Consider the following 6,729-nt stretch of genomic DNA (forward strand, 5'->3'; position numbering starts at 1 on the left):
TCAGGATACCTTTTTACATTTCCTCTTATCCTTTGCACATTATCAAAGGTTTCTTGGTCTATGATTGGCTCGTGTGTATTTTCAAAAATAAGCCAGTTATCCTCGGATACATATTTGCTTTTCTTGTCCTTGAAGTGCTTTCTTGTTTTGAAATTGACTGTATGCCCCAAGTATTCCTGTTTCTTTAAAATGCTTGCTATTGTTGAGCTGCACCAACGATAGGGATGTTCAAAGTTTTTGCTTTGATGTAATCCATATCCCATTTTTTGCTGATGATAAGCGGGTATATCTATCTTGTCCGCTTCNANTATCTTTGCTATTTTGTATGGTCCTGCTCCGTCCATTGTAAGATTAAATATTCGTCTTACTATCTCGGCTGCTTTTTCATCTACAATCCATTTGTTTTTATCTTTTTCATCTTTGATATAGCCATAAGGCGGTGTGCTTGCAGTATGTTTCCCACTTTCGCCTTTTGACCTGAAAGTCGATTGTATTTTTCTTGATGTATCTCTTGCATACCATTCATTCATGATATTTCTAAAGGGAGTAAAATCATCTTCTCTGTAAAAACTATCTACATTATCATTGATAGCGATTAGTCTTACGCCCTTTTGTCTTAGTATCTCCATACATTGACCAACTTTGAGATAATCTCTGCCAAGTCTGCTCATATCTTTTACAATGATACAACCAATATTTCCTTGATTGACTCCGTTCATCATTGCCATAAATCCCGGTCTGTCAAACTGTGTTCCGCTGATTCCGTCATCTGTAAAGTGAATGATGTTTGACAAATTATTTTTGCTTGCGTATTCTTCTAATATTTTTTTCTGATTGATGATAGAGTTACTCTCTCCTTGCAGTTCATCATCACGACTTAATCTCTCATAGAGTGCTGTTATCTTTTCAAAATTCCTCATTTTTACCCCCTTTCTCTTAATTTTTCAATAAAAAAAGAATTAAGAAGTACATATTTCACTAAAATAGTGATTAAGTGTTCTCCTTAATTCTATTACTCCAGCAGCCAATTTGTACTTTTTATATTGCTTCACCGCAAAGTGTGTCGGTTCTTTCTTTTCCAATGCTTCAAAGAGTCTATCAATCGGATTCATATAGGTTTCATCATCTTCTCTTACCTCTGAAGCGTCTATCATATCAAGTAGTGTTGCAAAGTTCTTTTCTTCTCTTGGCGCTTCATACCAGATATATCCGATAAGTGCCGTATAGTAGAGTTTCTCAGCTTTCACCCAAAAGTCCTCACCTGCTTTTTCTCCCTCGCCCTTCGTGTTTGCGATGATTGTCTGAACGAGTTTTAAAATATCTTTCTCAGAACGGATATATGCGAATGGATTGTACTTCATAGACTTTTTGAAGTTTATGGTATTTAGAATTTTAATCTCATATCCATTATCTTCAAGCATCTTTCCACACTCAAGAACTATTGTTCCTTTTGGGAAGATTTGTCAAGGACATAAACAAAATTTCTTTGACAAATTTATATCTTCTCTGTTTCTCTCTTGATTAGCTTTAGTATTTTATCCTTGTATGTTTCGCCTGTATCTTGCTTAAAATGTAGGTTTACAGTATATTTTGTCTTCCCAATATCCATTATTAACTGTTTATGTGGTGGTGCTTTTATTTCTCTTTTTTCTTCCTCCATAAATCCTCCTTTCCGATTTTAGACAAAGAAAAAACAGTAAACCTTTTTTTGATTTACTGTTTCGTAAGTTGATATGTTATAGATTGTATTTAGTTGCTTGAGTTAAACAAACTCAATTTTATTTATAGCCATCTTCATCATATCATCGCCTATCTTTGCAAGTAAACGATGAGAGAAACGAATATTGGGACTTTTCATATCATAGTAGCCCAACATATAGCCCTTTGAGGTAATTTTTATTTTCTCCGACCAATTAAGATCTTGTATCGGATTGTTTGTATAGAATAATCCTTCTACATCGCTGATACCCATATTTTTTAGTGTCTTTGACATCATCAGCTTTAAACCGAGCTTACCTACACTATCAAAAATCAAACAACCCCCTACATATCTTTTAGAAAGCTCTAAAACTAAATCTTTCACTTCATTTTTCTTAAAATAATGAAATACCCCTGCCGCAAAGAAAATAACTCCATTTGAACCGTCTACTTCGTTCATCCATGAATAATCTTTTAAATCACAGGCAACATTTTTTTCTCTTTCATAATTTGAAATAAGCTGATTACGAACTTCTATAACATCGGAGAAATCTACATTGACTACCTTACAACTTCCATTATCACAAGCTTTTCCTGTTTCGTCTAAGCCGCAGCCAAGATTTACAACAGTTGCCTTTGGATAAGTCTTTAGATATTCTTTGATTTCCCACATAATATCTAACTGACGCATTGCTGCTTCAAGTGATCCAAACTCATATAAAAACGAATTATTTTTTCTCTCTAATTCTGAAAAATCATAATCCAAACTATCGCATAAATTCTTTGCGAAAATGTCTGTATAAAGTTCAGGAAATTTTTCAGAACACATTTTTCTACCATATAGTGGCACAAGCAATGTTTCCTGAACAGTATTCTTTTCTATCTTTACTTTTTGTATTTCAATGCACCTCCTTAAGTTAATTTGAATTTTGTTTCACTCTATATTTATAATATTATACCATTTTTCAGCTCAGTTTTATAGACCTAACTCATTCTTCTTGACCTGTGTTAGTTCTCTGTTTCCTTGTAGTAATTTCTCTATGCAGCTCCTAACACTCTCGGCTTGTTCAACATCTTTTCGCATATCTAAGATTTGAGAATATAGGCTATTTTTCTCTTTCTTCAAAGTGGTAACTTCTGATTTCCATTTTGATATAGCTAAGGTCTTGCTTTCTCCTAAATGTTCTTTTAGATATTTTCTTGCACTCTCAAATAAAATAAGTTCTGCGGTATGCTCATTATAAAAATCTTCCTGTTTACTTTTCTTTAATTTGGTATAGGCTTTGGAGGTGTCTTTATGTTTCAAATATTTCTCGGATTGGTCGATAAGCTCTACTTTGTCATTGATTTTCTTTTCGGTATCTTTTATTGCTCTTGTGGTCTTATAATTTTTATCTCTTAATGCTGATATATTTTCTTTCAATTCAGATATTGATGTAATATTTTTATCTTTAAGAAATTGATAGCTTTCAATATATTTTTCTAAGTCTACATTATGGTTATCTGCATTGTTACGGATAAGATTTTCAAAAACGGATAGTAGATTTTCTTTTGGTGGTAGGGTGGATTTTATATTTCCAGTATCTGCTTTTTCTTCTTTGCCTATTCCCCTTATCCAATTTAGTAAGGCTTTTATTCTTCTTGTGATTTCTCTCAAAATCGCATTTTGGTGTTTGATTTCTCGGTTGATATTTCCTCTATCTGTGGCTATGCCTTTCCTCTCCATTTGGGTTGCTGATACTCCTAAATGAATGGTCGGTATTTGTTCTATACCTTGCCTTTGATAAGAACGATGGTCTACTTTTTCCTGTATGCTATTTTCTTTCAAATATTTGTTTGTGATGTCTGCCCATGATTTTCTCCATTCTTCTGCTTTGTCTTGTTCATTCCAATCTACTGTATCTATTTTTTTTGTTTTGTAATTGCCGTTTTTGAGTTTTATCTTTTCTCCATTTTCATCAAGGATATATTCCTTTTTTGATTTTGCTCCCCATGTTGTATCTTCTTCTAACGGTCGCATTGTTAGTAGGATATGTGCGTGTGGGTTTCCGTCATTTTTATCGTGTAAGGCAATGTCGGCACACATACCAACATTTACAAAATTATCTTTTACATACTCCCTGACAAGTTCAATCTGTTTTTCTCGATTTAGCTCTTTAGGTAAAGCAATTTCTATTTCTCTTGCAAGTTGTGAGTTTTTACTTTTTTCTATTTTCTCGACACTGTTCCATAAGACAGAACGGTTTGAAAATTCCTGTGGTGCATTTTGTGGTAGTAGGATTTCTGTATGTGCGATTCCGCTCTTTCTTGTAAAGTCATGGACTATGCCGTCATACTCATTTTTTATCGTTTCGCCACTACGATAGGCGGAAGCTGCTACTGCACTTTTGCCTTTGCCTCTTGAGATAATTTTGATACTAAGATGATAGATTGCCATAAGTAAAACCTCCTCTCTTTTTCTGATATGGATATGGTGGCGATGATAAAGACTTACTAAAAAAAATCGGATTGCTTTTTATCCGATTTCTTTTGGGAAGTACACAAGGGGTAGGAAATTTATTTCCGTAGGGGAGTGTAGCTCCCCTGTATCAGCGTTAGCTGATATGCTCTCTGCAAGAGCCTTCGGAGAACGCACACACCCTTTAGGGTGTATAAGTGCGCCCTTGTCAACAAGGGACTATTTCTCTATCTCTGTTTCTTCCTCTTGTATTTCTGTAATTTTGTTTTCGCTTTGTTCTCGCTTCTCTATGATTTTTAAGATTTTTTGATTGATTGCTTCTTTGATAGTTGAAAATGAGATTAGTTGATAGAATTCATCTTTTGTAAAATCCTTGCTTTCGGTAAAGATACTTTCAAAGACTGCTCCTTTTTCATAAAGCCTTTTATCTCTCTTTTTTCTTTCTTCCTGTTTCTGCTGACTGATGAGCTTTTTTCTTTTGTTTTGTAACTGCTTAATTTCTTCTTCTGCCATTAAAATTTTTTCATCTATATTTTTCATTTTCTGTTTTCCTTTCTTCGTAATTTTGAGCAAAGAAAAAACAGTAAACCATTCTTTTTGTTTACTGTTTCGTAAGTTGATATATTATTACTTGTATTTAATTATTTTACTTCGACAAACTGAGATTTATAGTACTATCTTCTTCCATTTTCTGATTTTTGTTCTAAAAGATCCAAAAGGTGCAACCGTATTTACATGAATAAACTTATATACCTCCCATACTGCTATTTTAGTTGCTTCATCAGCCCATTTTTTCATATGCGGTTTAAACAATTCTTCCTCACTTAACGAATCAATCATTGCATAGATAGAATTAATATTTTCATTTAATTTGGATTTCAACTCTTGTAAGGATAAATGAGCGTAAGTATCCGTAAACCACTGATATAATTCACCAAGTTGATTCCATTTAAATTCGTCCGATGGTGTCTTTACTTTAAGTCCCTTTCTTTCATCTTTCTCCCATTTAAGAAGTAAGGTTGTCCATCCCACTTGATAAGCAAGGTTTTCTGCGGGAGTTCTATCAACTTCATCAACTCTCTTATCTTTTAAGGTTTCTGGTATATTATCAAATTCTGAAATATATTTTTTAAATGTTTTATTTATTTCAGTCTTGAGTTCTTCTTTATTTTCGTATGTTCGCAAAAAATCACCTCCACAACTTCTTATTTTTCTCTCTGAATAATTAATAATATTATACCATTTTTAAGCCAGTTTTTCTATCTCCTCTTTCTGTGGCACTTGACAGTTGCCTATAAAGTTAAAATACACATCAACTTGCTGTTTTCTGTCTTTGCCTTTTCTTCCCCCTGTCGCTTCATGAACTACTACTTTTTCTATATACTCATTTATCATTGGTACTGTCAGTTCTTCAATATCGGTATATTTCTCTATCATTTTTAGGAATTTATCGGTTTCAACTTTTCTCTGATGATAGCTTTCTATTTCCTCTTCAAAATACTGTATTTGCTTTTCTAAGTCTTGTTGCTCTGTATCATAGATATTAAATAATCTATCAAAGTGTTTTACAGGAATTTTTCCAAGTGCGTGGTCTTCATACAGCTTTGTAATTAGTGTTGTTAATTCTGCATTTCTTGATGACAGTTTTTCTAACTTTTCTTTATCTCCTTGATACTTTTCTTCTCTTTTTTCGTCGGATAACTTGTTCATCACTTTTAGAAATTCTTGCTTTTCTTCTTTTGCAAAGTCTGTGATTTCTTTGATTGATTTTAAGAGAATTTCATTCACTGTTTTTACTTTGATGTAGTGCATACTGCAAGTGCCTTTTCTGTGTCTATAATGTTGACATACAAAAGAGTAATCACTATCATATTTCTTTTCTTTGTGTTCTGCCGGCTCTCTGTAACTTAACTTTCCTCCACAATCTGAACAGATTAAAAGTCCTGTAAAGGGGTGTGATGTTGTTCCATACTTTGGACTTCTTCTCACTGTTTTTCTTAACCTTTGTGCGTTATTCCATGTTTCTTCATCAATGATTGCTTCATGGGTGTTTTTGAAGATAATGAGTTCATCTTCTTTCGCCTTTCTTCGTTTTTTGGTTTTGTAATCAAGGCATATTGTTTTACCAAGTACGGTGTGTCCCATATATTCTTGCTTTTCTAAGATATAGCCTACTGTGGTCGGTGTCCAAAAATACGGGTCTTCTATTCCTCTTTTCTTGGAGCTATGATTATTTTCGGGATAATGTATTTCTGCATAGGCTGATGGGATAAGGACTTTATCTTTGGTTAGTATATCTGCTATCTGTGTTACTCCATATCCCTCTATTACAAGTCTGTAAATGCGTTTTACGACCTTTGAACTCTCTTTATCGACAAGTAGCTCCTGTTTGTTCTTAGGGTTTCTATAATAGCCGTATGGTACGCTTGGTGATACTCTTTTACCCTCTTCCATTCTTGCTCTGAAGATGGATTGTATTTTTCTTGATGTATCTCTTGCATACCATTCGTTCATGATATTTAGAAATGGGGTAAAGTCGCTTTCTGCTTGTTTCTCACTATCTATTCCGTTAT

At 33.6% G+C, this 6,729-nt stretch carries 7 protein-coding genes and 1 pseudogene; all 8 read right to left on the reverse strand.

Translation table 11 applies throughout. The features are described 5' to 3' along the window. On the reverse strand, positions 1–920 hold a 920-nt coding region (locus tag HMPREF1639_RS07370; protein ID WP_036765021.1), incomplete at its 3' end, for a recombinase family protein. A 39-nt stretch (positions 921–959) separates the two neighbouring features. Further along, positions 960–1,454, reverse strand: a pseudogene (locus HMPREF1639_RS07375) (type IV secretory system conjugative DNA transfer family protein); the annotation flags it as partial. Between the two features lie 41 nt (positions 1,455–1,495). After that, positions 1,496–1,660 (reverse strand): transposon-encoded TnpW family protein, encoded by a 165-nt coding sequence (locus HMPREF1639_RS07380; RefSeq protein WP_019728250.1) that lies wholly within the window; start codon positions 1,658–1,660, stop codon positions 1,496–1,498. Between the two features lie 102 nt (positions 1,661–1,762). Further along, a complete protein-coding gene (locus HMPREF1639_RS07385) occupies positions 1,763–2,548 on the reverse strand; it encodes a class I SAM-dependent methyltransferase (protein ID WP_198021078.1) in 786 nt (261 codons plus the stop codon). 126 nt (positions 2,549–2,674) lie between these two features. Beyond that, positions 2,675–4,135: a MobQ family relaxase gene (mobQ, locus tag HMPREF1639_RS07390; RefSeq protein ID WP_036765029.1), complete on the reverse strand. Its 1,461-nt coding sequence runs from the start codon at positions 4,133–4,135 to the stop codon at positions 2,675–2,677. A gap of 240 nt (positions 4,136–4,375) precedes the next feature. Beyond that, the gene (locus tag HMPREF1639_RS07395; RefSeq protein ID WP_005761264.1) at positions 4,376–4,696 is read right to left on the reverse strand and encodes a DUF3847 domain-containing protein; all 321 of its coding nucleotides are present in this window, start codon (positions 4,694–4,696) and stop codon (positions 4,376–4,378) included. Positions 4,697–4,822: 126 nt separating this feature from the next. Continuing rightward, a complete protein-coding gene (locus HMPREF1639_RS07400; RefSeq protein ID WP_005761288.1) occupies positions 4,823–5,341 on the reverse strand; it encodes a ClbS/DfsB family four-helix bundle protein in 519 nt (172 codons plus the stop codon). Positions 5,342–5,401: 60 nt separating this feature from the next. After that, positions 5,402–6,729: DUF4368 domain-containing protein (locus HMPREF1639_RS07405; protein ID WP_036765034.1), on the reverse strand; the 1,328-nt coding region annotated here is incomplete at its 5' end.

The sequence above is a fragment of the Peptostreptococcus sp. MV1 genome, assembly GCF_000758885.1.
In the GTDB taxonomy this organism is placed as follows: domain Bacteria; phylum Bacillota; class Clostridia; order Peptostreptococcales; family Peptostreptococcaceae; genus Peptostreptococcus.

Coding starts and splice junctions, on each gene's coding strand:
- HMPREF1639_RS07380 (WP_019728250.1), bottom strand. CDS start 1,660: ATGGAGGAAGAAAAAAGAGAAATAAAAGCACCACCACATAAACAGTTA.
- mobQ (WP_036765029.1), bottom strand. CDS start 4,135: ATGGCAATCTATCATCTTAGTATCAAAATTATCTCAAGAGGCAAAGGC.
- HMPREF1639_RS07395 (WP_005761264.1), bottom strand. CDS start 4,696: ATGAAAAATATAGATGAAAAAATTTTAATGGCAGAAGAAGAAATTAAG.